This window comes from Micromonospora sp. BL1 (assembly GCF_003667485.1).
GTDB classification, from domain to species: Bacteria; Actinomycetota; Actinomycetes; order Mycobacteriales; family Micromonosporaceae; genus Micromonospora; species Micromonospora tulbaghiae.
This window is the reverse complement of record NZ_RCVK01000182.1, coordinates 1-23,369: the sequence shown is the minus strand read 5'-3', so window position 1 is coordinate 23,369 and position 23,369 is coordinate 1. Positions and strand designations below refer to the sequence as shown.

Below are 23,369 nucleotides of genomic sequence, written 5' to 3'. Positions count from 1 at the left end.
CGGCGGTCGGCCGGACGAAGGGGCGAGCGTCCGGCCGGCCGTCACCGGGCGCCGGCGGCCCGGCGCTTGTTCCAGATGTCGAACGCCACCGCGACGAGCAGCACCAGGCCCTTGACCACCGACTGGACGGACTGGTCGACGCCCATGAGCTGCATCCCGTTGCTCATCACCGCCATGATCAGGCCACCCACCATGGCGCCGACCACGGTGCCGACGCCGCCGGTGACGGCAGCGCCGCCGATGAACGCCGCCGCGATCGCGTCCAGCTCGAACATGTTGCCCGCCGCCGGCTGGGCCCCGTTGGACCGGGACGAGTAGATCACGCCCGCCACGGCGGACAGGAAGCCCATGTTCACGAAGATCCAGAAGTTGACCCGCTTCACCCGTACGCCGGACAACATCGCCGCGGGCAGGTTGCCGCCGATCGCGTACACCTGACGGCCGAACACCGTACGGCGGGTGAGCAGGCCGTAGATCAGCACCAGCACTGCGAGCACGATGAGCACGATCGGCAGGCCACGGGCGTGGGCGAGCTGCCAGGCGAACCACATGACCACGGCGCCGACCACCACGATCCGCAGGACGAACAGCGGGAACGACTCCACCGGCTGCTCGTGGCGCACCCGGGCGACGCGGGTACGGAACACGCTCACCGCGTACCCGACCACGGCGAACGCGCCGATGAACAGCGTGAAGGCGTCGAAGCCCTGACCGCCCAGCAGTCCGTTGAGGAATCCGGCGGCGACCCGCTGGTACTCCTCCGGGAACGGCGACAGCGAGATGTTGTCCAGCACGCGCAGCGTCAGGCCACGGAACAGGAGCATGCCGGCCAGGGTGACGATGAACGCCGGGATGCCGGCGTACGCGACCCAGAGCCCGTGCCACGCGCCGACCGCGACGCCCACCGCGAGCGCGGCCAGGACGCCGGCCCACCAGGGCATGCCCTCGCGGATGACGAGAACCGCCGAGACCGCTCCGGTGAGCGCCACCACCGATCCCACGGACAGGTCGATGTGCCCGCCGATGATCACGATGACCATGCCGATCGCGAGCACCAGGATGTAGGAGTACTGAAGGACGATGTTCGTCAGGTTGCCAGGGCTCAGCGAGACGCCGTCGGTGAGGACCGCGAACAGCGCCACGATCACCACCAGGGCGATGTAGATGCCGCTCTGCCGCAGGTTGCCCAGGATCAGCGCGCGCGGGTCGCTGGTGCCGGTGTGCAGGGTCGCCGCCGCGCCGGTGTCCGGGCTGGCGATCTTCGAGGCGGGGGGAGGCTTCGTGCTGGTCATCGGACGAGATCCCTGTCCTTGGTCATGAGTTCCATCAGGTTCTCCTGGGTGGCCTCGGCCACCGGCATCTCCCCGGTGACCCGGCCGGCCGCCAGGGTGTAGATGCGGTCGCACATGCCGAGCAGCTCGGGCAGTTCGGAGGAGATGAGCACGACGGCCTTGCCGTCGGCCACCAGCCGGTTGACGATCGTGTAGATCTCGAACTTCGCGCCCACGTCGATGCCCCGGGTCGGCTCGTCGAGGATCAGCACGTCCGGGTCGGTGAACAGCCACTTCGCCAGCACGACCTTCTGCTGGTTGCCGCCGGAGAGCTTGCCCACCACGGACATCACCGTCGGCGCCTTGATGTTCATGTCGCGCCGGCCCCGCTCGGCGACCTGGATCTCACGGTTGCCGTCGATCCAGCCGCGCCGGGCCAGCTTGTCGAGCGCGGCGGCCGAGATGTTTCCCCGCACGTCGTCGATGAGGTTGAGGCCGTAGTGCTTGCGGTCCTCGGTGGCGTACGCGATGCCGTTCGCGATCGCCTCGGCCACCGTCCGCGCCCGTACCTCGCGGCCCCGGACGAAGAGCCGGCCGCTGATGTCGCGGCCGTACGCCCGGCCGAACACGCTCATCGCCAGCTCGGTGCGCCCGGCGCCCATCAGGCCGGCGATGCCGACGACCTCCCCGGCCCGTACGTGCAGCGAGGCCCGGTCGACGACCAGGCGGTCCTGCGTCGGGTGGCGCACCGACCAGTCCTCGATGCGCAGCACCTCGTCGCCGGGCGTCACGCTGCGGGTCGGGTAGAAGGCGGCCAGGTCGCGGCCGACCATGCCGCGGATGATCCGGTCCTGGGTGACGGCGCCGTCGGACATGTCCAGCGTCTCGACGGTACGGCCGTCGCGGATGACAGTTGTCGAGTCGGCGACGGCGGTGATCTCGCCGAGCTTGTGCGAGATCATGATGCAGGTGATGCCCTGGTCGCGCAGCCGGCGCATCAGGTCCAGCAGGTGCGCCGAGTCGATGTCGTTGAGGGCCGCGGTCGGCTCGTCGAGGATCAGCAGCCGCACCTTCTTGGACAGCGCCTTGGCGATCTCCACGAGCTGCTGCTTGCCGACGCCGAGCTGGATGACCGGGGTGACCGGGTTCTCGTGCAGCCCGACCGACCGCAGCAGCGCCGCGGCCTCCGCGTTGGTCCGGTGCCAGTCGATGAGCCCGCCGCGGCCGCGGCGCTCGTTGCCGAGGAAGATGTTCTCGGCGATCGACAGGTACGGCACCAGGGCGAGTTCCTGGTGGATGATGACGATGCCGCGGGCCTCGCTGTCCTGGATGCCCCGGAACCCGACCGGCTCGCCGTCGAAGACGATCTGGCCGTCGTAGCTGCCCGCCGGGTAGACGCCGGACAGCACCTTCATCAGGGTGGACTTGCCGGCGCCGTTCTCACCGCAGATCGCGTGGATCTCGCCGCGCCGTACGGCGAGCGAGACGTCCTGGAGCGCGGTCACGCCCGGGAAGGTCTTCGTGATGCCACGCATCTCGAGGATGTGATCGCTCATGGGTATCCGTCCTGCTCGTGGTCGTGGTGTCCGGAGCGGACGGGCCCGGTGGCGCGGGTGGCCGCCGGGCCCGTCGCCGCGGGTCAGCCGGCCCGGCCCGCGGCGACCTCCTGCTCGGTCAGGTAGCCGGAGTCGATCAGGACGGACTTGATGTCCTCCTTGTAGACGGTCTGCACCGGCAGCAGGAACGCCGGCACGACCTTGACGCCGTTGTTGTACGCCTTGGTCTCGTTGGCCTTCGGCTCCTCCTTGCGCAGGAACGCCTCGGCGGCGATGACCGCCTGCTCGGCCAGCAGCCGGGTGTCCTTGAACACCGTCGAGCTCTGCACGCCGTCGTTGATGAGCTTGACCGAGGCGACCTCGGCGTCCTGGCCGGTCACCACCGGCATCTTCTTGGCGCCGCCGCGGTAGCCGGCGTTCTGCAGCGCGGTGATGATGCCCCGGGACAGGCCGTCGAACGGCGAGAGCACGCCGTCGACCTTGCTGCCGTCGTTGTAGCTGGAGGTGAGCAGGTCCTCCATCCGCTTCTGCGCGGTCTCCTGCTGCCAGCGCAGGATGGCGGCCTGCTCGATCTTGGTCTGCCCGGACTTGACCTTCAGCGTCCCGGCGTCGAAGTACGGCTTGAGCGTGTCCATCGCGCCGTTGAAGAAGAACCCGGCGTTGTTGTCGTCGAGCGAGCCGGCGAACAGCTCCACGTTGAACGGGCCGGTCGCGGTGCCCTTGGCGCCGTCCTTGGTGAGCAGGCCGAGCCCGACCAGGAGCGCGTTGGCCTGCGCCACGCCGACCTTGTAGTTGTCGAAGCTGACGTAGAAGCTGACGTTCGGGCTGTTGCGGATGAGCCGGTCGTAGGAGATGACCGGGATCTTCGCCGCCGCGGCGGCCTGGAGCTGGCCGCTGAGCGCGGTGCCGTCGATCGGGGCGATGACCAGCACGTCCGCGCCCTGGGTGATCATCTGGTCGATCTGCTGCGACTGGGTCGGGATGTCGTCCCCGGCGTACTGGAGGTCGACCTTGTAGCCCTTCGCCTGGAGCTTCTCCTTCACCGAGTTGCCGTCGGCGATCCACCGTTCCGAGGTCTGCGTCGGCATCGAGACGCCGATCGTCAGGTCGCCGGGCTTGGCCGAGCTGGTGTCTCCGCCGCCTCCCGCGCCCTCGCCGCTGCAGGCGGCCAGGCTGATCGCGAGCGCGGCACCGCTGAGTGCGGCCAGAAGTCGTCTGCGCACGAGCGTCCTCCCTGTCGTGGCGGTCCCTGTGACACAGGTAACCCTCACGGGGAGTGTTAACGCTCACAAGTTGCCCCGTCAACCAATCGCGCGAAATGCGCATGTCTCTTTCTCGTAACAGAGACGGCAGTCCAGGTCGGACGGGACGGCGTGGCGGGGCACCGCGGGGGCGACGGCGCGCCGCCCCCGCGGTGGCCCGGCTCAGCTCGCGGAGCAGGTGGGCGTCATGCCCGATCCGCTGCCGTTGCCCTGGAACCCGAACTCGGTGCTCTGACCGGCGCCCAGCTGGCCGTTGTAGTCGACGTTGGTGAACCGCACCGTGCCGCTGTTACCGCTCGCGGTGGCGCTCCAGGTGTTGGTGATGCTCGCGCCGCCCGGCAGCGTCATGGTGACAGTCCATCCCCGGGTGCCCGACGAGCCGGCTGTCACCTTCACGTTGGCGACGAAGCCACCGGTCCAGGAGTTCAGCGTCACCGATGCCGTACACCCGCCCTGACCCGGCGGCGGCGTGGTCGGGTTGTTCGGCGGCGGGGTCGTGGTCGGCGGCGGGTTGTTCCCGCCCGCGTTGAGCGCGTCCAGCACGGCGTTGTACGCCGCCTTCTTGTTGCCCGAGCAGTCGAACAGCAGCGCGTTGTCCGAGCCGCGCCACGAGTCGCAGTCCCGCACGCCCCACACCGTGATGCCGGTGCAGCGCGACACCGCCAGGCAGGCGCGGGTGACGGCGGCGTAGATGTTCGCCTGGTTCCCGCCGGTCATCACGTCCAGCTCGGTGATCTGCACCTCCACGCCCAGGTCCGCGAAGCGCTGGAGGTTGGCCTGGTAGTCACCGGGAATCGTGGTGCCCAAGTGCGACTGGAAGCCGACGCAGTCGATCGGCACGCCGCGCGACTTGAAGTCGCGCACCATGTTGTAGATGCCCGTCGACTTCGCGTTGATGCCGTCGGTGTTGTAGTCGTTGTAGCAGAGCTTCGCGCCCGGGTCCGCGGCGCGGGCCGCCCGGAACGCGGCCTCGATCCAGTCGTTGCCGGTGCGCTGCAGGTTCGAGTCGCGACGCCCGCCGCTGCCGCCGTCGGCGAACGCCTCGTTCACCACGTCCCAGGCGTAGATCTGCCCCCGGAAGTGGGTGGCGACCTGGGTTACGTGGTTGATCGCGGCGTTGCGCAGCGCGCTGCCGGACAGGCCCTGCGCCCACGACGGCTGCTGCTGGTGCCAGAGCAGCGCGTGCCCGCGCACCGACATCCCGTTCGCGCGGGCGTGGCTGACCAGCCGGTCGCCACCGCCGTAGCTGAACCGCCCCTGCTGCGGCTCGGTGGCGTCCCACTTCATCTCGTTCTCGGCCACCACGGAGTTGAACTCGCGGTTCAGCACCGTGGCGTACGTGTTGTCGGACAGCTTGCCGGTGGCGACAGCGGCGCCGAAGTAGCGGCCCTTCTCGGCCGCCGCCGCGCGCAGCGTGGTGCCGGCGCTCGCGGCCGGTGCCAGGGCCACCGCCATGCCGGCGGCGAGCGCGCCGGCCAGGATGCCGGTGGTCAGCAAGGCTCTCTTTCGTCTCATGCGGATTCCTCTTCCGGGGGTTGCGCGATGGTGGTGGTGCGACTCCTCGACCCCGCGTCCGGTGGCGGTGGTGTCGAGGTACGACCAGCGCGGCTCGCCCGGTGAGCCTTGCGGCGCTCGTGCCCTGACATCGACTGTGAGCGATAACATCCCCCGGCGTCAACCCCTGCGGGCACCCCGGTCCTAGGGGTACACGTCCTCGTGCGCCTTGCGGTAGTCGGCGATCTCGCCCAGCCGTCCGGCGGCGGCGTGCGTCACCCACGCCGGGTTGCCGAGCAGCGCGCGACCGAGCGCCACCAGGTCGAACTCCCCGTCCGCCAGCCGCGCGGTCAGGCCCGCCACCGACTCCGGGCCGTCCGGGCGCAGGAAGTCCCGCCGCAGCCCGACCGAGCCCACGGTGATCGACGGCAGACCGGTGAGACGCTTCGCCCACCCGGCCAGGTTCAGCGCCGAGCCGGGGAACACGGGCTGCCAGAAGCGACGTTGCGAGGCGTGCAGGACGTCCGCGCCGGCCTCGGCGAACGCGGTGAGGATCTGCGCCAGCTCGGCCGGGCTCTCGGCGATCCGCGCGTCGAACGCCCGCTCCTTGAACTGGGAGAACCGCACGATCACCGGGCGGTCCGCCGGGACCTGCGCGCGTACCGCACGCACCACGGCCGCCGGGAACGCCGCCCGCCGCGCCGGTGAGCCGCCGAACGCGTCGGTCCGGCGGTTCGTGTACGGCCACAGGAACTCGTCCAGCAGGTAACCGTGCGCGGCGTGGATCTCGATCGCGTCGAACCCGGCCCGCACGGCGACCCGGGCCGCGTCCGCGTACGCCGCCAGCAGCACGTCCGCGTCCGCTGCGGTCATCGCGTGCGGCGCCGGGCGGCCCGGCTCGCGTACCCCCGAGGGGGTCCACGCCGGACGGCCGTCCACCGGCTCGCGCAGGCTGCCCAGGTGCCACAGCTGCGCGGCGATCCGGCCGCCGGCGGCGTGCACCGCCTCGACCACCCCCCGCCAGCCGGCCTCCGCGGCGCCGGCGGTCATCCGGGGCACGGTGTCCTCGTGCCCGGCGCTGGGATGGTCGACCAGCACGCCCTCGGTGACGATGAGGCCGATGCCCGCCGCGGCGCGGCGCCGGTAGTAGTCGGCCATCTCCGGCGTCGGCACGCCGCCCGGCGCGCGGTTACGGGTCATCGGCGCCATCACGAAGCGGGACGGCAACGGCAGTCCGGCGACGGTGACGGGTGCCAGCAGCGGCGCCACCGGCGATGCGGTGTCCAGGGTCGCGTTCATGACCCGACGCTAGGAGTTGACACCGGTGTCAAGGGCAAGCGCTCAGGCGGCCGGATCCCGGGTGTCCTCGGTCACGCTCATGTCGGACACCACGTCGTCGAGCACCGCGACGGCGTGCGCGAGCCGTGCCATCTCCGCGGTCATCCGGGTCCGCTCCTCCCGCAGCCGGTCGGTGAGCCACGAGGTGCGGATCTCCGGATCGGTCACGCAGGGCAGCAGCTCGGCCATCCGGCGGCTGCTCAGCCCGGCGTCGAACAGCCGCTGGATGAGCCGGACCCGGTCCACCGCCGACTCGGCGAAGACCCGCTGCCCGCTCGCGGTACGCATGGCGGCGAGCAGGCCCTGCTGCTCGTAGTACCGGATGGACCGGGCACTGACCCCGGTGCGCGCCGACAGCTCCCCGATCCGCATCGTGCCCTCCCGCTGGCCGAATCTCCATCATCGAGCATGCCGCGCCGGTCAGGACAGCAGCTCCACGTACCCGTCGCTGCCGTGCACCCGGATCCGCCCGCCGTCGCGGATCAGCCGGGTCGCGTCCGGCACCGCCACCACGGCCGGCAGGCCGTACTCCCGGGCGATCACCGCGCCGTGCGTCATCAGGCCGCCCACCTCCGTCACCAGGCCCGCGGCGCCCACGAACAGCGGCGTCCAGCTCGGGTCGGTGTGCGCGGTGACGAGGATGTCGCCCGGCTCCAGGTCGGCGCCGGCCAGGTCCGTCACGACCCGCGCCCGTCCCTCGACGACGCCGGCCGAGACCGGCAGCCCGACCAGGGCGCCGGCGGGAGCGTCGTCGCGCCGGTACGAGCCGTTGATCGCCTCGCCCTCGGAGGTGAGGACCCGGGGCGGGGTGAGCGCCTGGTGCGCCCGGAACTCCTCGCGGCGCCCGCGGATCAGCCCGGCGTCGACCCGGCCGGTGGCCGCGACCTCGCGGAACTCGTCGAACGTCAGGTAGAAGACGTCCTCGGCGGCGGCGAGCACACCGGCGCGGGCGAGCCGGCCGGCCTCGGCCATGAGCGCCTGCTTGTAGACGGCGTAGCGGCTCACGATGTCGTACTTCGGGTACTCCCGGTAGCCGACGAACGTCCGTACCCGCTCGATCATCGCCTGCGTCTCGGCGGCCTTGCGCTCACCGTCGGGCAGCGCGCGCAGGCGGTCGAGCACCTCCCGTGCCTTCGCCTCGGCCCGCTCCCGGCCCTGCGCGAAGCGGCGCGCGGCGGCGCCCGGGGCGAAGTTGCGGACGTTGTCCAGGATCAGCGGCACGAGCGTGGCCGGGCGTTCGCTCCACCGCGGCCGGGTGATGTCGATCTCGCCGACGCAGCGCATGCCGTACCGGTCGAGGTAGCCCTCGATGGCCTCGCGCGCCTCCGGGCCGCCCGGCAGCTTCGGCAGGTCGTCCAGGAACCCGTCGTCGGCGACCTCCCGCAGGAACGCCACCACCTCGGGGTACGCGCGGATCACGTCGGCCACGTCGAGCAGCGCGAGCCCCATCTCGGAGGTGACGTTGCCGGGCGCGGACAGCGTGAGCGTGTCGGCCGCGTCGCGCTCGCCGAGCCACTCCCCCAGCTTGTCGTTGAGCCACCAGGTGGCCTGCATCCCCGCCATGATCGCCTGGCCGCTCAGCGGATCGGTGAGCACCCGCTTGTGCTCGGCGAACGCCTCGGTCAGGAAGTCGAACAGCTCGGGTCCGGACCGGATGCTGATGTCGCGGCGCAGGGCGGCGACGGACGCCTGGCTGCGCTCGACGAGCGTGGCGACGACCGCCGGGTCGGTGGCGACCGGCTGTGGCGGCCCGCCCGCGGGCGGGCCGGCCGGGGCCGGGTCCGGCGCGACCGGCAGCACGTCGCGGGCGAGGACCGTCTCCAGCGCGTCCCGGGTGAGCGGGTCGGCCCGGCCGATCATGCCCAGGAACGCGGTACGGCCCGCCGGGGTGGACAGGTGCGGCGTGGCGTCGACGAACAGCCGGCCGCCCGCCTCGTGCATCGGCGCCATGGCGGTGAGCCGCCACATCGACAGGCCCAGCGGCTTCATGGCGTCGGTCATCATCTGCTGGTGGCCGACCGACAGGTAGACGTGGAACCGCCCGTCGGCGGCGGCCGCCGGCACCGGGAACAGCGTGGTGATCGGCCGGCTCTGGAGGATGTGGACGTCGTCCCCGGTCACGGCCCACTCGATGTCCTGCGGGCGGCCGAAGCGTGCCTCGATCCGCCGGCCCAGTGCGGCGAGGCGTACCGCCTGCGCGTCGGTCAGCGCGGCAGACGCCTGCCGCGCCGGGTCGACGGGCGTGAGCCGGGTGCCGCCGCCGGGCGCCGCGTGCACCGCCCGTGACTTCGCGCCGATCGCCCGGCCCACCACCGCGCCGTCGCGCACCGTGAAGACGTCCGGGTTCACCAGGCCGGAGACCAGGGCCTCGCCGAGACCGAAGCCGGCCTCCACCGACACCACCGTCCGGTTCCCGGTGACCGGGTCGGCGGTGAACATGATCCCGGCCGCGTCCGGGAAGACCATCCGCTGCACCACCACGGCCATGTCCACGGCCCGGTCGTCGATGCCGTGGCGCCGCCGGTAGGTCACCGCCCGGTCGGTGAACAGCGAGGCCCAGCAGCGGCTGACGTGCCGCAGCACCTCGGCCGTGCCCACCACGTTCAGGTAGGTGTCCTGCTGGCCCGCGAACGAGGCGGTCGGCAGGTCCTCCGCCGTCGCGCTGGACCGCACCGCGTACGCCGCGTCCGGACCGAGCCGGGACAGCGCGCCGGTGACCGCCGCCGCCACGTCGGCGGGCAGCGCGGTCCGCTCGACGGCGCGACGGACCTCGGCGGCGGCCGCCCGGATCGCCGCCGGGTCGTCCGCGTCCGCGCCGGCGAGCCGGTCCAGCGGGCCGGCCAGCGACGGCGCCCGCGCCACCAACCGGAAGGCGTCCGTCGTGACGCAGAAACCAGGAGGTACGCGCACCCCCTCGATCCGCGTCAGCGCCCCCAGATGCGCGCCCTTGCCGCCGACCGCGCCGATCCGCGTCTCGTCGACCTCGTGCAGTTCCCACACGTACCGTCCGGTCATGCCGTGCCCCCGTTTTCGCAGCTCAATCCGCATCGGCCGATGATTGTGCGGCATGACCGGGGCCTTGCGGCAAGACCCGGGGTGCGATATATGTTGATAGTGGCGAGGAGACCTGTCTCCTTGCCTTTCGTTTTGCGGTCGTCACGTCCCCCTGCCCTGGCCCGCCGCCGTCACGTGAGTCAGATCTCCCCGCCCCGGGTGGAGTGCCGGGGGGCGCCACGGGGCAAGAAGCGACCGCGGGCCGCGGTGCGACGCGGCCCGGACGAGCGGGATCGGGTGGGGTGGGGGAGACTCGTGCGATGAGCGGCGCTGACACCGACCCGCGTACGCGTGCCGACGTCTTCGCCGTCGACGGGGAGATCGGGCCGGACCTGGCGCGGGTCGACTGGTCGGCGCACCCCCTGGGCCCGCCGGACACCTGGCCGCAGAGCCTGCGGACCGCGGTGCGGATCCTGCTGTCCTCCCGGTTCCCGATGTGGATGGCCTGGGGTCCGCAGCTCACCTTCTTCTGCAACGCCGCCTACCGGCGGGACACGCTCGGCCGCAAGTACCCGTGGGCGCTGGGGCGTCCGGCGAACGAGGTGTGGGCGGAGATCTGGGACGACATCGGCCCCCGCGTCGACACCGTCCTGCGCACCGGCGAGGCGACCTGGGACGAGGGGCTGCTGCTGTTCCTGGAGCGGGCCGGCTACCGCGAGGAGACGTACCACACGTTCTCCTACAGCCCGTTGCGCGCCGACGACGGCAGCCTGGTCGGGATGCTCTGCGTGGTCAGCGAGGACACCGAGCGGGTCATCGGTGAGCGGCGGATGGCCACGCTGCGCGACCTCGGCTCGGACCCGAGCGTCATCCGCACCGAGCAGGAGACGCTCGCGTTCGTCAGCCGCCAGTTGGCGCGCAACCCGCAGGACCTGCCGTTCACCCTCACCTACCTGTACGACGACGACGGCGCCCGGCTGGTGGAGGCGACCGGGCTGGCGGCGGACCACCCGGCGGCCCCGGCCACGCTGTCCCCCGGCGATCCGGCCGCCCCGTGGCCGGCCGGCGCCCTGACCGAGGGCGATCCGGTGCGGGTCGCGCTCGACGGCCCCGCCTTCACGGACCTGCCGGCGGGTGTCTGGCCCGCCGCGCCGACCGAGGCGCTCCTGGTGCCGCTGCGGCAGCAGGGCGGGGCGCCGTACGGGTTCCTGGTCGCCGGGCTGAACCGCTACCGGGCGCTGGACGACGGGTACCGCGGCTTCGTCGAGCTGACCGCCGGGCACCTCGCCACCGGCATCGCCAGCGCCCGCAGCTACCAGGCGCAGCAGCGGCGGGCCGAGGAGCTCGCCGAGCTGGACCGCGCGAAGACCGCGTTCTTCTCCAACATCAGCCACGAGTTCCGCACCCCGCTCACCCTGATCATGGGCCCGCTGGACGAGCTGCGCGGCCGGTTGCAGGGTGCCGACGAGCGGGTCCGCGCCGAGCTGGACGTGATCCGCCGCAACGGGCTGCGCCTGGGCAAGCTGGTCAACAGCCTGCTCGACTTCTCCCGGATCGAGGCCGGGCGGATGCAGGCCCGCTACGAGCCGGTGGACCTGGCCGCCGTGACCGCCGACCTGGCGAGCGTCTTCCGGTCGGCGATCGAACGGGCCGGCCTGTCCTTCGAGGTGGACTGCCCGCCCCTGTCCGAGCCGGTGCACCTGGACCGCGGCATGTGGGAGAAGGTGGTGCTCAACCTGCTCAGCAACGCGCTGAAGTTCACCTTCGACGGCACGATCCGGGTGGAGCTGCGCGACGAGGGCGACTCGGCGGTGCTGCGGATCTCCGACACCGGCATCGGCGTCCCCGCCGACGAGATGCCGCGCCTGTTCGAGCGGTTCCACCGCATCGAGAACGCCCGCTCCCGTTCCGACGAGGGCAGCGGGATCGGCCTCGCTCTGGTCAAGGAGCTGGTCATGCTGCACGGCGGCGACATCGACGCGGACAGCGCGGTGGGCCGGGGCACCACCTTCACGATCCGGTTGCCGTTCGGCACCGCGCACCTGCCCGCCGACGCGCTCGCCCCGGCGGGCAGCGGCCGGACGCCGGCGTCGGCCGAGCCGTTCGTGCAGGAGGCGCTGCGCTGGCTGCCCGCCGACCCGGGCGACGCCGTCGGCGAGGACACCCCGGCCGACGGGCCGGTGCAGCCGCTGCCCGGCGGGGCGCCGGCCCGCGTCCTGGTGGCCGACGACAACGCCGACATGCGGGAGTACCTCACCCGGCTGCTGCGCTCGGCCGGGCACGAGGTGCAGGCGGTCGCCGACGGGCGGGCCGCGCTGGACGCCGCCCGCGCGCACACCCCCGACCTGGTGGTCAGCGACGTGATGATGCCCCGGCTCGACGGCCTGCAACTGGTGGCCGCGCTGCGCGCCGACCAGCGCACGGCCGGCACTCCGGTGCTGCTGCTGTCCGCCCGCGCCGGTCAGGAGGCCTCGATCGAAGGGCTGGAGGCCGGCGCCGACGACTACCTGGTCAAGCCGTTCCCGGCCGCCGAGCTGCTGGCCCGCGTACGCGCGAACGTGGAGCTGGCCCGGCTGCGCAACCACCACGCCCGCTGGCGTACCGCACTCGTCGACTCGTTGCAGGAGGCGTTCTTCGTCTGCGACGAGGACGGCGCGGTCGTCGAGATCAACGCGGCGTTCACCGGCATCCTCGGCTACGGCACCGAAGGGCTGCCCTACCCGGCGGTGCACCCCTGGTGGCCGGACCGGGAGGCCGAGCCCGAGGCGCACCGCCAGGTGGCGGCCGCGTTCTCGACGCTCGTGGGGCAGACCCGGGGCACGTACACCGTGCCGGTCACCCACAGCGACGGGCACCGGATCTGGATCTCGGCCGCGTTCAACCAGGTCGACGACCCGGACAGCGGCCGCCGGATGATCGTCGGCACGTTCCGCGACGTGACCGCCGAGCACTACGCCGTGCAGCGGGAGACCGCCCTGGCCGGGCTCAGCATGCGGCTGTCGCAGGCGGACGACCTCACCGACGCGCTGCTCGGGGTGCTGGACGAGCTGCGCAAGCTGTGGCGGGCCGCCGGCGTGCTCACCGCCGTCTTCGGCGACCTGCCCGCCCCCGAGGTGACCGCCACCGACCCGGCGGCACGCTGGGACACGTTGCCGCAGGAGCGCCGGCAGGCGTTGCTCGCGCTGCGGGACACCCCGCTGCTGACGCCGGTGGCGACGCGTACGCACGGCGCCGGGATCGCCGTCGAGCACCCGTACGGCACCATGGCGCTCTGGATCGACCTGGGCGAGAAGCGGCCCTTCACCGAACAGGACCAGACCCTGCTGGCGCTGCTGGCCGGCCACATCGGCCAGGGGCTGCACCGGGTGCACCAGATCGACCAGCAGCGGGAGACCGCGCTGGCCCTGCAACGGGCCATCCTCGGTCCGGCGCAGCTGCCCGCCGGCTTCGCGGTCCGGTACTCCCCCGCCGCGATGCCGCTCAAGGTCGGCGGCGACTGGTACGACACCGTCGAGCTGCCGGACGGGCGCATCGGCATCGTGGTCGGCGACTGCGTGGGCCACGGCCTCCAGGCCGCGACGGTGATGGGGCAGCTGCGCAGCGCCTGCCGCGCCCTGCTGTTGCAGGACCCGAGCCCGGCCCGCACGCTCGTGGCCCTGGACCGGTTCGCCGCGCTACTGCCCGGCGCCTCCTGCGCCACCGTCTTCTGCGGCGTGCTGGACCCGGCCACCGGCCTGATGCGCTACTCCAGCGCCGGCCACCCGCCGGCCATCGTGGTCCGCGCCGACGGCACTCCCGAGCTGCTGCAACACGGCCGGTCCCGGCCACTTGCCGTACGCCCGGGCCAGGAACGCCCGGAGGCGGAGGCGACGGTGCCCCCACGCGCCACCCTGATGCTCTACACCGACGGCCTGGTGGAACGCCGCCGCCAGCCGATCACGGCCGGCATCGCCCGCGCCACCGACGCCATCCAGCAGGGACACCACGCGCCGGTCGAGATCCTGGCGACCGAGATCATGGAACGGCTCACCCCGGACGGCGGCTACCACGACGACGTGGCGCTGCTGCTCTACCGCCACCCCGGGCCGCTGGAGCTGGAGTTCCCGGCCGAGTCGACCCGGCTGGCCGAGGTCCGCACAGTGCTGCGGGGATGGCTGGACCGCTGCGGGCTGGCCCCGGCCCACGCCTACAACATCCTGGTGGCGGCCGGGGAGGCGTGCGCCAACGCGATCGAGCACGGGCACCGCGACGATCCGGGCGGGCGGATCCGGCTGCGCGCCGCCGCCACGGCCGGCAACCTGCGCCTGAGCGTCACCGACAGCGGCCGGTGGCGAGACCGGAACCGGCCCCCCGACCCGCACCGCGGCCGGGGACTCGTGCTCATGCGCGCGCTGATGGACGACATCAGCGTCACCCGGGGGGCCACCGGCACCACAGTCGACATGCAGGCGAGGATCACGCCATGAGCACGTCTCTGACCCTGACGACGAGCGACAGTCCCGACGGCGCCCGCGTGCTGGCCGCCGTCGGCGAGATCGACATGAGCAACGCGTCCACCTTCGCCGACGCGCTGGCCGAAGCGGTACGCCCCGATGGTGAGCCTCTGGTCGTGGACCTCACCAAGGTGGAGTACCTGGACAGCGCCGGGCTGGCCGCGTTGTTCCCGCACGCCGACCGGATCACGCTGATCGCCGGCCCGCTGCTGGAGCCGCTGCTGACCATCTCCGGGCTGGCCGACCTCACCACGGTCCGCAGCGCCTGACGCCGTCGCGGCGTCAGGCGCCGTCGCGGACGATCACCAGCGGCGAGTGGGCGTGGTGCAGCACCGCGTGGCTGACCGAGCCGAGCAGCAGCCCGCCCAGGGCGCCACGGCCGTGCGCGCCGACCACCACCAGCTGGGCGTCCTTCGACTCCTCCACCAGCACCCGGGCCGGGGCGCCGCGGATCGACCGCTGCCGCACCGGCACGTCCGGGTAACGCTCGGCCCATCCGGCGATCGACTCGGCGACGACCCGCCGGGACTCCTCGGCGAAGGCCTCGGGGTCGTACACCAGCGGAAGGATGTCGCCGGGGCCGATCGGAGTGGGGTACAGCCAGGCGTGCACCACGATCAGCGACGCGCCCCGGCGGGCGGCCTCCTGGTACGCGAACCCGACCGCCGCGGTGGACAGCTCGGAGCCGTCCACACCGACCACGACCGGGCCGTCGGCGCGCGCCTCGCCGCGTGTCACCAGCACCGGGCAGTGCGCGCGGGCCGACACCTGGAGCGTGACCGAGCCGATCAGCAGGCCGGCGAACCCGCCCAGCCCGCGGTGACCGAGCACGATCAGCGCCGCCTCGCGGGACTCGGCGACCAGCACCGCCGCCGGCGCGCCGTCGACCACCACGCCGGTGACCGGCACCTCCGGGGCGACCTTGCCGACCTCGGCGACCGCCTCGGCGACAACCCGTTCGGCCTGGTTGCGCAGGCCGGCGCCGGCGGGCGCACCCGGGGCCGGAGTGAGCGGCGCGCGGGTCAGCGGCCAGATGAACGCGTGCACCACCTGCAGCGGCCGGTTCCGGTCGGCGGCCTCGCGGGCGGCCACCCGGACCGCGTCCAGCGACGCGGCGGAGCCGTCCACGCCCACCACGACGGGCGCCTGCGAGTGGATCGTCATGACGTCCTCCTTCACTCGTCCTCAGCCTGCCCGTCCGGCGGCCGGCCCGGCAGGGTCGGCGGTCCCGGCGTGGGGGTCGTTGGTCCCGGCCCGCGGGGCGTTGCTCCCGCGGAAGCGGCGGGTCAGCCGCAGCACCAGCCCGGGCAGCACGCCGATCGCGGCGCAGGCGAGCAGGTCGAGCGCGCTGAGCGGGGACGTGCCGAGCAGCTCGCGCAGCGGCGGCAGCAGCACACCCGCCACCTGGAGCAAAGCGGAGATCGCGACCGCCACCGGCAGCGCGAGGTTGCGCTCGCGGGAGCCCGGGGTACGGATCGCGCGGACCGCCAGCGCCACGCCGAGCTGGGCCAGGCCCAGCACCACGAACACCACCGACTGCCACGGCCGGTCGGCCGCCGCGGCCCACACCCCGGCGCCCAGCGTCGCCGCGGCGATCAGCCCGCCGGTGACCAGCACGTCCCGGCCCAGGCCGCCGCCGAGCACCGACTCCTGCGGCGAGCGGGGCGGCCGGCGCAGCGTGCCCGGCTCGGCCGGCTCCGCGCCGAGCGCCACACCGGGTACGCCGTGGGTGAGCAGGTTGATCCAGAGGATCTGCGCCGGCAGCAGCGGCACCGGCAGGCCGAACAGCGGGCCGAGCAGCATCACCGCGATCTCGGCGACGCCACCGGCGAGGGCGTACCGCAGGAACCGGCGGATGTTGTCGTAGATCCGGCGGCCCTCGCCGATGGCGGTCGCCACGGTGGTCAGGTCGTCGTCGACGAGCACCAGGTCGGAGGCCTGCCGGGCCACCTCGGTGCCGCCGCCCATGGCCACGCCGATGTCCGCGCGGCGCAGCGCCGGGGCGTCGTTGACGCCGTCGCCGGTCATCGCCACCACGTGCCCCCGGGTCTGCAGGCCGGCGATGATGTCGAGCTTCTGTTCCGGCTGGGTCCGCGCGTACACCCGGGTCTCGGGGTGGGCGCGGCCGGGGTCGCCGTCGTCGCCGTTGGCCAGCGGGTCGCCGTCGCGCCAGAGCCCGAGCCGCCCGCCGATGGCGGCGGCGGTCGCCGGGTGGTCGCCGGTGATGAGGACCAGCCGGATGCCGGCCTCCTCGAAGCCCGCGGCGATGCCGGGTGCCGCCGCGCGCAGCGGGTCGCCGACCGCGACCAGGCCCAGCGGGCGCAGGCCGGCCGGCCGGGCCGGGTCCGGCGGGGTGTCGACCACCGCCGAGGCCACCGCCAGCACCCGCAGCCCTTCGGTGGCGAGCCGGTGCGCGGCGTCGGTCAGCTCGGCCAGTTCCCCGGCGTCGGCGTCCACCAGCGGCGCGGCCAGCAGGTTCTCCGGCGCGCCCTTGCAGACCACCAGGTAGCGCCCGTCGCAGCGGCGGTGCACCGTGGTCATCCGGCGCAGGTCCTGGTCGAACGGCGCCTCCGCCACGCGGGGCCAGGCGTCGCGGGTGGTGTCCGGGTCCAGCCCGCAGCGGGCGCCGAACGTGACCAGCGCCGCCTCCAGCGGGTCACCGATCGCGGTCCACTCCGGCCGCTCGTCGGTCGGCGGCGTCACCGTGGCGTCGTTGCAGAGCAGCCCGGCGCGGGCGAGGGCGCGCAGCTCGTCCGGGGCGCTCACCGGTTCGCCCCGGTGGTGCACCTCGCCGTCGGGCGCGTAGCCGGTGCCGGTGACGGCGTAGCGGTCGTCGCCGGGGACGACGGCGTACTGCACCGCCATCCGGCCCTCGGTGAGCGTGCCGGTCTTGTCGGAGGCGATCACGGTGACCGAGCCGAGGGTCTCCACGGCGTGCAGCCGGCGGGGGATGGCCCGGCTGCCGGCCATCCGGCGCGCGCCGAGGGCGAGCGCGAGCGTGACGACGGCGGGCAGCGACTCCGGCACGGCCGCCACCACGAGGCTGACGGCGGTGACCGCCATCTGCGTGACCGGCCGCCCGTCGAGCACGCCGATGGCGAAGACCAGCCCGGAGAGCACCACGGCGGTCAGGCCGAGCACCCGGCCGAGCGAGGACAGGCGCCGTTGCAGCGGGGTGGGCGCCGGCCGGGTCGCCGCGACCAGGGCGCTGATCCGGCCCAGCGCGCTCGCCGCGCCGGTGCGCACCACGGTCCCGGTGGCGCGGCCGGTGGTGACCACCGTGCCCGCGCTGACCTCCTCCCCCGCGACCCGGGCCACCGGCACCGACTCGCCGGTCAGCGCCGACTCGTCCAGGCTGAGGCGTACCGCGTCGGTGAGGTCCAGGTCGGCGGGCACCACGTCGCCGGCTTCCAGCCGGACCAGGTCGCCGCGGACCAGGTCGGCGGCGGGCAGCACGAGGTCACGGCCGTCGCGGACCACGCGCGCGGTCGGTGCGGCGAGCCGGTCCAGGGCGGCGACGGCCCGGTCGGCGCGTACCTCCTGCACCACGCCGATCGCCGTGTTGATCAGGACGACCAGCACGATCACGGCGGTGTCCGGGTAGTCGCGCAGCAGCGTGGTCACCACGGCGGCGGCCAGCAGGAGCGCCACCAGCGGGTCGGTGAGCTGGCGGAACACCCGGCCGGCCAACCCGCGCTTGCGCGGCGCGGCCACGGTGTTCGGCCCCTCGGCGCGCAGCCGGGCGGCCGCCTCGGCCGAGCCGAGCCCGGTCGCGGGAGCCGGAGAGATCTCGGTGGGCGTCGTCGCTGTAGCGGGCCCGCCGTTGATCACCACATCGTCCTCCATGTCGTCGCCGCCCACGCCGGGCAACCCCAGCATGCCGCGTGGGCGGGCCCGGGTCGCAGGGCCGAGGGCCTGTCGGACCCGGGACCAACGGCCCTCGCGTACGGGGCGGCGCGGCGCCCGGTTCGCCGGTACCGTCGGCGCGGTGAGCCGGACAGTCAGCGCCACCGGGCCGAAACCTCCGTCCCGTCACCGGGGGATCCGGTGGACGCTCGCGGTGCTCCTCGTCGCGTCGGCCGGATGCGGGAAGGGGATCGGGGAGGAGAGCGGCGACACGCTGGCGCGCGACGCCGCGGCCGTGGAGGCGAAGCAGCTCAACACGGAGCTGGGGCACCGCAACCGGGTACGCGACGCCGGGTCGATCGCGGCGGCCGAGATCGTCCGGGAGCCGCGGGACGCCGCGTCTGGCGGTGGTGCGACGGTCCGGCGGGAGGCGCTGGCCTGGTCCGGCCGCACCGCCGGGGACGAGCGGGCCACAGTCGACGTGCGGTTCGTGGTGACGGTGCCGGAGCAGCCGCCGGTGTCGATCGGCGGCGCGAGCAACACCGCGGGTGAGGCCGCCCGCTGCTACCGGTACGAGTTCGAGCTCTACCGCTACACGACGTACCACGAGATCGACTGTCCGAGCGGCCCCGCTCCCCCGCCGCCCACCGCCGCGCCGGTGCCGAGGGTGCCCGAGGACGGGCGGCAGCGGCTGACCGCCGTGCTGCGCACCGCCACCCCGGAAACGCTGGCGGGCGCCGTGCGGGCGGCCTTCCCGCAGGACTGGATCACCGTCGACACGACGGTGCACGAGGGCGCGCTCGTCGCCGCCGTCGGCGTACCGGCCGAACGGGACTGCCTGCTGCTCGTCCGCACGCCGGCCGGGAAGATCGAATCCCCCGGGTACGACCGGATCTGGCTGGAACCGGGCGAGACCGGCTGCCGGACGGGCCTGTACGTCGCGCCGCCGCGCTGACGCACCGGTTTGCCGCGCGGCCGCCGGGGCACCTGACGGTCATGACTGATCCGCAGCAGTTCCAGCGACAGCAGGAGGGCGCGCTCGAGCGCGGGCAGGTGTTCCAGGACGCCGAGGGGCGACGTACCCGGGATCCGGGTGCCGGGGCGGAGAACGCGGAGAGCGAGGCCGACCGCAACGCCGAGCACCTGGCGCGCGGCGAGGTGGGCCCGGGCGTCCCGGAGGACTGACGCCCGACGCAGGGGTGTCAATGTAGCGTTGACGGGTGAGCCTGGCCCGCCTGTCCGAGATCGTCGCGGCCCGGGCCCGGCTGGACGACCGCGAACTCGACCTGATCGACCGGGCCCGACACGACGGCGCCACCTGGGCCGAGATCGCGCGGGCGCTCGGCCTGGGCAGCCGGCAGGCCGCCGAGCAGCGCCGGCAACGCCTCGTGGCGGCCCGGCGGGGCCGCCTGGCCGCGCTCGACCCGGCCGCCTCCCCCGACGTGCCGGCGCTCCGAGCCGCAGTCGCCGACCTGCACCGCTGGATCGGGACGGACCGCTCCTGGGACGGCCGTTTCCCCCGCGCGGCGTTGACGCGCCGCACCTGCCTGCTCGCGCTCGACGCACCGGCAGGGCCGCTGTACGCGCTGGCCACGCACCTCGCCGGCGATCTGGCCGGGGCCGGGCGCCGGCTGCCCGCGCCGGTACGCGACGCCGCCCACCGCATCACGACAGTCTTGTCAACGGAACATTGACGCACGCGGAAGCTATTGCCGCACCCTGACTCAACTCCCGAGGATGAGTCCTCCAGGCTCAACTCTCGGGGGACCCATGCGCCGCAACGCGTTCCTGTTCGTGGCCGTCTCGCTGCTGTCCGGCCTCGGCGGCAGCGCCATGGCCCTGGTCTCCGGCATCTGGATCCTCGATCTCACCGGCTCCACCGGGCTCGCCGCGCTGGCCGGTCTCTGCGTCTACGCGCCGACGCTGGCCGGACCGTGGCTCGGCGGCCTGCTCGACCGGGTGCCCCGGCGCCGGCTGGTGATCGGCGTCGACCTCGCGCTCGCCGCCGCGTTGCTGAGCCTGCTGGCGGTACGAGGGCCCGGCCAGGCGTGGCTGATCTACGCCGTCTCGCTCGCCTACGGCGTCGGGTACGTGCTCGTCGACGCCGGCGAGACCGCGTTGCTGCCCGCCGCGCTCCCCCCGGCCCGGCTGGCCGACGTCAACGGCTGGCGGTCGAGCGCGCAGGAGGGCATGAAGCTGGTGGCGCCGCTGGCCGGGGCGGGCCTGTACGCGTGGCGGGGCGGGCACGTCGTCGCGGTGCTCGCCGCCGCCGTACCGGTGCTCGCGGCCGCCCTGTACGGCGCCTTGCGCCTGACCCGGACCGTCCCCGCTCCCCCGGCCGCGCGCCCGGCGGGAGTGCGGGACGGACTCGCCGCGCTCCTGGCCCGGCGGGGGGTACGCGTACCCGTGACGCTCGCGGCGGTGTCCATCGCGATGTCCGGCTTCACCACCGCGGCGCTGTACGACGTGGTGGTGACGGACCTGGCGCTGCCCTCGACGTTCCTCGGTGTGCTCGCCAGCGCGCAGGGCGCCGGGTCGCTGCTCGCCGGGCTCGTGGTCGGCCGGCTCGCCCGTCGCCACGGCGAGATCGCGGTCGGCGTCGCGGGTGCGGTCCTGTTCGCCGCCGGCTGTCTGGGGCGCTGCCTGACGTGGTGGCCGGGCACCGTGGCCGCCTCGGTGGTGGCCGGTGTGGGTCTGCCGTGGACGCTCGTCGCGGCGGTCACCGCCGTGCAGACGTGCACGCCACCGGCGATGCTCGGGCGGGTCGCCGGGACCGCGAACACGGCGATGTTCGGTCCGATCACGCTCGCCATCCCGCTCGGGTCGGCGGCGGTAGCCGTCGGCGGGCGGCCCCCACTGGTGGTCGCCGCCGTGGTGTGCCTGGCCGCCGCGCTGACGGCGGCCCGGGGCGGAGGCCGCGAAGGCGTCATCACCGCGTCGGAGGCCGAGGCCCGGGTCCGGACCTGACCGGATGCGGCCCGTCCCCAGGGGTGAGGGGGACGGGCCGCACGATCGTCAGCGCCAGGTGTCGCTGACGGCCCGGGTGCCGCCGGCCGGCGTGGTGAGCGTCCGGTTCGCGCCGGACTCCCAGATCACCGTGCCGTCCGGGTTCTTCTTGACGTACTTGTACTCGACGGCGGTGTTCGCGGGCAGGTCGACGGTGGCCCGCCAGACCGGGTAGGCGGCGGACGAGAGCGCGACGGCGGCGGCCGGGTTCCAGCCACCGAGCGCCGGTATGTTGCCGACGACGAACACGTTCTGCCCGTAGACGGTGGTCGCGGTGACGGAGAACGTGGTGGCGACAGTCGTACTGACGGTGTCGCCGCGGAACGTCTCGGTCACCGTGTACGTGCCGGTCGCGGGAGTGGTGAACGTCCGGTTCGCGCCGGACTCCCAGGTGACGGCACCGGCGGCGGTCAGCTTGACGAACTTGAACTCCAGGCCGGTGGACCGGGGCAGGTTGACGGTGGCCCGGTAGGTGCCGCCGCCCTGCGCGGCGAGCTTGACGCCGTTCGCGGGCGTCCACGAGCCCAGCTCGGGGATGCTGCCGACGACGTAGACGTCCTGCCCGGCGGCCAGGTTCGCGGCGACGGTGAACGTGGTGGCGATCCGGTCACCCGGGCTGACCGTGGGGGACGCGGTCGGCGAGGCCGTCGGCGACGTGGTCGGCGAGGCGGTCGGGGACGGGCTCGCGCCCGGCCGGGCGTTCACGTGGATCGCGACCGCGTCGTTGGCCGGGACGGTCACTGTGGCCCGGCCGCCGGACACGGTCACCGTGGAGCCGGTGCAGCCGCTGCCGGTGGCGACGCCGGAGATGACGTCGCAGTACCGGCCGTCGGCGAGCCCGGTGACGAAGGTGGCGGTGGTGGCGGAGCCGGAGTCGTTGATGCCGATCCATGCCCGGTCGCCCCGGTGGAAGCCGATCACGTTGCTGTTCACCGTGGTGAAGTCCGAGACGGTCCTCACCGGCCGGGCGGCGTTGGCCCAGCCGACCATGCCCTTGACGCCCGTGGTCCGGCTCAGGCAGTTCCAGGCGGCGCCGCAGACCGTGTCGGTGACCCGTCCGGTGCCGTCGTGCGGCGGGGACTGGTTGCGGTTGGACCAGGTGAAGCTGTCGTAGACCGACGGTTTGCCGTGCGGGTACGCCAGCGCGAAGTAGTTGGCCAGCACGTAGTCGGTGCCGTTCTTGTACGACAGCACCACGCCGTCGCGCTCCAGGTCGTGGTTGGTGACCATGGAGAAGACGTTGGCACCGGGCGCGTCGAGGTTCCAGTTCGGCACGTTCGCCAGCGCCGAGATCGAGCCCTGGAACGCCGAGCGGATGCCCTTGGCGTACGCGAAGTCGAGCACGTCGCCGTTGCCGATGTACGCGCGGGCCTGCAACGCCGGGTTGCTCGCCCCGTCGAAGATCTCCTGCGCGACGTAGGGCCGCCGGCCCTCGGCAACGGTGTCGTTCAGCTTGCCGAGGACGGCCGCGAAGTCGTCCTTGCGGATGTGCTTGACCGCGTCGACCCGGAAGCCGTCGACGCCGAGCCCGATCAGATCGTTGAGGTACGCCGCGATCTTGTTCCGGACCGCTTCCTTCTCGGTGTAGAGGTCCGACAGCGACAGCAGCTCGCAGCTGGTCACCTGGGACTCGTTGTTCCAGTCGCTGATCGTGCCACCGGTCGGGCAGTTGTCGCCGGGGCGGTGGAAGTCGCCGTTGCCGTACGGCACGGCCGGGTAGCTGTAGCCGGAGAACTCGGTGCCGGCGTAGCCGCGCGTACCGGCCGGGTTGTTGGTGCCGGCCATGTGGTTGACCACCGCGTCGACGTAGACGCGCACCCCGGCGTCGTGGCACGCGGTGACCATGGCGGCGAACTGCTGGCGGTTGCCGAACCGGCTGTCCAGCTTGTAGGAGACCGGTTGGTACACCTCGTACCAGGGGTACGCACCGTCGGCGCTGGCAGGCAGTTTCACCGACTCCTGCGGCGGCGCCACCTGCACCGCGCCGTAGCCGGCCGGTCCGAGGTGGTCGGTGCAGGCGGCGGCCACCGAGGTCCAGTTCCATTCCCAGAGGTTGGCGGTCACCTCGCTGTCGTTGAGCGCGACGGCGGCGGTGGCGGGGGCGGCCAC

General features: G+C 73.6%; 16 protein-coding genes. 6 read left to right on the top strand and 10 right to left on the bottom strand.

All coding sequences use genetic code 11. The features are described from left to right. Positions 1–41: 41 nt before the first annotated feature. The 7 genes from mmsB to rph all read right to left on the bottom strand — a co-directional run bounded on the left by mmsB (position 42) and on the right by rph (position 9,936). Positions 42–1,292 carry a multiple monosaccharide ABC transporter permease gene (gene mmsB, locus EAD96_RS07615; protein WP_121683728.1) on the bottom strand — a complete coding sequence of 417 codons (1,251 nt, stop codon included), beginning with the start codon at positions 1,290–1,292 and terminating at the stop codon, positions 42–44. Beyond that, on the bottom strand, positions 1,289–2,827 hold the full coding sequence (gene mmsA / locus EAD96_RS07610; RefSeq protein ID WP_120569486.1) for a multiple monosaccharide ABC transporter ATP-binding protein: 1,539 nt from the start codon (positions 2,825–2,827) through the stop codon (positions 1,289–1,291). Before mmsA ends, mmsB begins: the two co-directional genes overlap by 4 nt. Before the next feature lie 83 nt (positions 2,828–2,910). Then, complete coding sequence (chvE, locus tag EAD96_RS07605) at positions 2,911–4,050, bottom strand: multiple monosaccharide ABC transporter substrate-binding protein (RefSeq protein WP_071094585.1); 1,140 nt, start codon at positions 4,048–4,050, stop codon at positions 2,911–2,913. A 201-nt stretch (positions 4,051–4,251) separates the two neighbouring features. After that, a complete protein-coding gene (locus EAD96_RS07600; protein WP_121683727.1) occupies positions 4,252–5,604 on the bottom strand; it encodes an endo-1,4-beta-xylanase in 1,353 nt (450 codons plus the stop codon). A 183-nt stretch (positions 5,605–5,787) separates the two neighbouring features. After that, positions 5,788–6,882 (bottom strand): 12-oxophytodienoate reductase, encoded by a 1,095-nt coding sequence (locus EAD96_RS07595; RefSeq protein ID WP_121683726.1) that lies wholly within the window; start codon positions 6,880–6,882, stop codon positions 5,788–5,790. Between the two features lie 42 nt (positions 6,883–6,924). Then, positions 6,925–7,293 carry a MerR family transcriptional regulator gene (locus EAD96_RS07590; protein WP_091417166.1) on the bottom strand — a complete coding sequence of 123 codons (369 nt, stop codon included), beginning with the start codon at positions 7,291–7,293 and terminating at the stop codon, positions 6,925–6,927. Between the two features lie 48 nt (positions 7,294–7,341). After that, positions 7,342–9,936 (bottom strand): rifamycin-inactivating phosphotransferase, encoded by a 2,595-nt coding sequence (gene rph, locus EAD96_RS07585; protein ID WP_121683725.1) that lies wholly within the window; start codon positions 9,934–9,936, stop codon positions 7,342–7,344. 299 nt (positions 9,937–10,235) lie between these two features. Here rph and EAD96_RS07580 point away from each other — a divergent pair, with 299 nt between their 5' ends. Then, complete coding sequence (locus tag EAD96_RS07580) at positions 10,236–14,381, top strand: SpoIIE family protein phosphatase (protein ID WP_121683724.1); 4,146 nt, start codon at positions 10,236–10,238, stop codon at positions 14,379–14,381. Beyond that, complete coding sequence (locus EAD96_RS07575) at positions 14,378–14,677, top strand: STAS domain-containing protein (protein WP_120569480.1); 300 nt, start codon at positions 14,378–14,380, stop codon at positions 14,675–14,677. Before EAD96_RS07580 ends, EAD96_RS07575 begins: the two co-directional genes overlap by 4 nt. A 13-nt stretch (positions 14,678–14,690) precedes the next feature. Here EAD96_RS07575 and EAD96_RS07570 read toward each other — a convergent pair whose 3' ends face one another. Beyond that, positions 14,691–15,572: a universal stress protein gene (locus EAD96_RS07570; RefSeq protein ID WP_120573739.1), complete on the bottom strand. Its 882-nt coding sequence runs from the start codon at positions 15,570–15,572 to the stop codon at positions 14,691–14,693. A gap of 21 nt (positions 15,573–15,593) precedes the next feature. Further along, entirely contained in the window at positions 15,594–18,287 is a 2,694-nt protein-coding gene (locus tag EAD96_RS07565) for a cation-transporting P-type ATPase (protein ID WP_121683755.1), read from the bottom strand. A gap of 109 nt (positions 18,288–18,396) precedes the next feature. On the opposite strand from EAD96_RS07565, the gene EAD96_RS07560 reads away from it, so the two are divergent. From EAD96_RS07560 to EAD96_RS07545, 4 genes are all read left to right on the top strand, one after another. Beyond that, positions 18,397–19,209: a hypothetical protein gene (locus EAD96_RS07560; RefSeq protein ID WP_233585515.1), complete on the top strand. Its 813-nt coding sequence runs from the start codon at positions 18,397–18,399 to the stop codon at positions 19,207–19,209. A 41-nt stretch (positions 19,210–19,250) separates the two neighbouring features. Next, positions 19,251–19,439, top strand: coding sequence for a ribonuclease (locus tag EAD96_RS07555; RefSeq protein WP_120569477.1), 189 nt, complete (start codon positions 19,251–19,253; stop codon positions 19,437–19,439). A gap of 35 nt (positions 19,440–19,474) precedes the next feature. Then, positions 19,475–19,948, top strand: coding sequence for a hypothetical protein (locus tag EAD96_RS07550; RefSeq protein ID WP_121683722.1), 474 nt, complete (start codon positions 19,475–19,477; stop codon positions 19,946–19,948). 76 nt (positions 19,949–20,024) lie between these two features. Further along, positions 20,025–21,221, top strand: a complete 1,197-nt coding sequence (locus tag EAD96_RS07545) for an MFS transporter (RefSeq protein ID WP_121683721.1) — start codon at positions 20,025–20,027, stop codon at positions 21,219–21,221. Positions 21,222–21,269: 48 nt separating this feature from the next. On the opposite strand, the gene EAD96_RS07540 is transcribed toward EAD96_RS07545, so the two are convergent. Beyond that, the gene (locus EAD96_RS07540) at positions 21,270–23,369 is read right to left on the bottom strand and encodes a carbohydrate-binding module family 20 domain-containing protein (protein WP_121683720.1); all 2,100 of its coding nucleotides are present in this window, start codon (positions 23,367–23,369) and stop codon (positions 21,270–21,272) included.

What these genes read in the sequence shown, in the direction of transcription:
- EAD96_RS07570 (WP_120573739.1), bottom strand. Translation starts at nt 15,572, where the DNA reads ATGACGATCCACTCGCAGGCGCCCGTCGTGGTGGGCGTGGACGGCTCC.
- EAD96_RS07565 (WP_121683755.1), bottom strand. Translation starts at nt 18,287, where the DNA reads ATGCTGGGGTTGCCCGGCGTGGGCGGCGACGACATGGAGGACGATGTG.
- EAD96_RS07575 (WP_120569480.1), top strand. Translation starts at nt 14,378, where the DNA reads ATGAGCACGTCTCTGACCCTGACGACGAGCGACAGTCCCGACGGCGCC.
- EAD96_RS07595 (WP_121683726.1), bottom strand. Translation starts at nt 6,882, where the DNA reads ATGAACGCGACCCTGGACACCGCATCGCCGGTGGCGCCGCTGCTGGCA.
- mmsA (WP_120569486.1), bottom strand. Translation starts at nt 2,827, where the DNA reads ATGAGCGATCACATCCTCGAGATGCGTGGCATCACGAAGACCTTCCCG.
- EAD96_RS07555 (WP_120569477.1), top strand. Translation starts at nt 19,251, where the DNA reads ATGACTGATCCGCAGCAGTTCCAGCGACAGCAGGAGGGCGCGCTCGAG.
- EAD96_RS07580 (WP_121683724.1), top strand. Translation starts at nt 10,236, where the DNA reads ATGAGCGGCGCTGACACCGACCCGCGTACGCGTGCCGACGTCTTCGCC.
- EAD96_RS07600 (WP_121683727.1), bottom strand. Translation starts at nt 5,604, where the DNA reads ATGAGACGAAAGAGAGCCTTGCTGACCACCGGCATCCTGGCCGGCGCG.
- mmsB (WP_121683728.1), bottom strand. Translation starts at nt 1,292, where the DNA reads ATGACCAGCACGAAGCCTCCCCCCGCCTCGAAGATCGCCAGCCCGGAC.
- EAD96_RS07590 (WP_091417166.1), bottom strand. Translation starts at nt 7,293, where the DNA reads ATGCGGATCGGGGAGCTGTCGGCGCGCACCGGGGTCAGTGCCCGGTCC.
- EAD96_RS07545 (WP_121683721.1), top strand. Translation starts at nt 20,025, where the DNA reads ATGCGCCGCAACGCGTTCCTGTTCGTGGCCGTCTCGCTGCTGTCCGGC.
- rph (WP_121683725.1), bottom strand. Translation starts at nt 9,936, where the DNA reads ATGACCGGACGGTACGTGTGGGAACTGCACGAGGTCGACGAGACGCGG.